General features: G+C 56.3%; 2 protein-coding genes. Both read right to left on the bottom strand.

Annotated features, from left to right (window positions below):
* Nucleotides 1–134: 134 nt before the first annotated feature.
* Nucleotides 135–563, bottom strand: coding sequence for a DUF4189 domain-containing protein (locus tag ACQKDV_RS19370; protein WP_427785848.1), 429 nt, complete (start codon nucleotides 561–563; stop codon nucleotides 135–137).
* A gap of 594 nt (nucleotides 564–1157) precedes the next feature.
* The gene (locus ACQKDV_RS19375; protein WP_414716011.1) at nucleotides 1158–1586 is read right to left on the bottom strand and encodes a DUF4189 domain-containing protein; all 429 of its coding nucleotides are present in this window, start codon (nucleotides 1584–1586) and stop codon (nucleotides 1158–1160) included.
* Nucleotides 1587–1686: the final 100 nt, after the last annotated feature.

The raw sequence follows: 1686 nt of genomic DNA on the forward strand, positions 1-1686 counted from the left end.
TGGCGACAACTCTGTGGATCTCGTTCGGCAGCGTGTTGGTCAGAAACGCGGTCAGCTTCACGCCGGCAAAGGAAATCGACCGAGCCGCGATGAACTAGCCTGCAATCACTCCAAACCAAGATGAAGGTCGCATATCAGGGAAGCGCACACCCTTCAACAACAATCTTGCAGTCATCTCCACAAGCCTTGAGAGCCTGACGACGCCCCCAGGGCAGGCCACGGTTGGAAGTCTGAATGATGCGATTGCTGGGACCCGCCGCAACCAAGGCACACGTATTAAAGAACGTCTCCATTGGAAGACAATTCTTCGAGCCTTTCGCCTGACAATCAGCGACTGCCAAGGCTTTTGCCTCGTCCTCGGTTCTGCCATCAAAGGTTATACCCAATGTGCGGTCATCACCTCTCGCCCATGCCCCCCACTTGGCAGGGGGCGCCTTGGTATCACCCACGCCATGCCCAGGAAGATACACAGTGTTGTATTGGACTGACCCTGGCTGCTGCGCAGATGCGGCAGCCGATAGGAAGAAAGTGGAGACAATGACAATCTTTGTGAGCGCACTCATCCCTTGGTCCCCTTATTGGCAGTGCTAGTACCACTACCCACATAATCCTGCTTGAAGTCCGAAGTCTGGCCCGAGCTGTTACGACCCACATTACCGAAGCTCGAGTTCGCCACGAACTGGCCCAGCGTGCCGTTGAAGAACATGGCCGCCATCGGCGGTGCCATCTAGCAAAGCACACCAACTCGCGCCCCGCTTCTTTTCCTGATTCTGCATTACCGCCGCCAACATAATCCTGCTTGAAGTCCGAAGTCCGGCCCAAGCTGTTACGACCCACATTGCCGAAGCTCGAGCTCGCCACGAACTGGCCCGGCGTGCCGCTGAAAATGGCCGCCATCGACGGTGCTCTCACCATCTGCAGTCCAAGATCGCCTGCTGACTGGCAACCGACCGAACGCCCACCCCATAGCGCTTCGGCACTGTGCTTACGAAGTGCCAGACACCTGAAAGAATTGAGGCGAATGCTGTCCCAATCGATCTGCATTCAAGTACCGCAATAGCCCGCGCACCCATGATGGAAAGGCCATATTTTCAATCGCGTCACGCACGCACCTGATGACGTCCGGGCCACACAAAGCACTCGCAACCCTCGTCTCATCAAGGAACAGCGCAACCTTCAAAGATTATCTTGCAGTCCGGACCACACTGCTTCAGCGCCTCCCGACGTGTCCACTTGGTCCCCTTACGTGAAATCTGTGCGTATCGATCACTGGGACCTGCTGCGATCGCCACGCATGCGTTGTCAAAAGAGTCGATCGGAACACAATTTGTAGAACCGCGCCGCTCGCAATCGGCGACAGCAAGATCCTCAGCCTCTTGCTGGGTCCGCCCAGTTAGGCTGTAGCCTAAAGTCCGGTCATCCCCCCGCGCCCACGCCCCCCATATTCTCGGAGGGGCCTTCGTGTCTCCAACCCCATGCCCGGGAAGATAAACACTGTTATATTGCGGAGTTCCAGGCTGCTGGGCGAACGAGGCGGAGGAATAAAGCAAGGCGCACGCCGTGAAGAAAATGATCACCTTACTCATGTTCTATGTCCCCTTGCGTTGTTAGTCTTGTCGCCGCTTCCAACATAATCCTGCTTGAAGTCCGAAGTCTGGCCCGAGCTGTTACGACCCACATTACCGA

This window comes from Stenotrophomonas sp. NPDC077659 (genome assembly GCF_050268705.1).
Taxonomy (GTDB): domain Bacteria; phylum Pseudomonadota; class Gammaproteobacteria; order Xanthomonadales; family Xanthomonadaceae; genus Stenotrophomonas.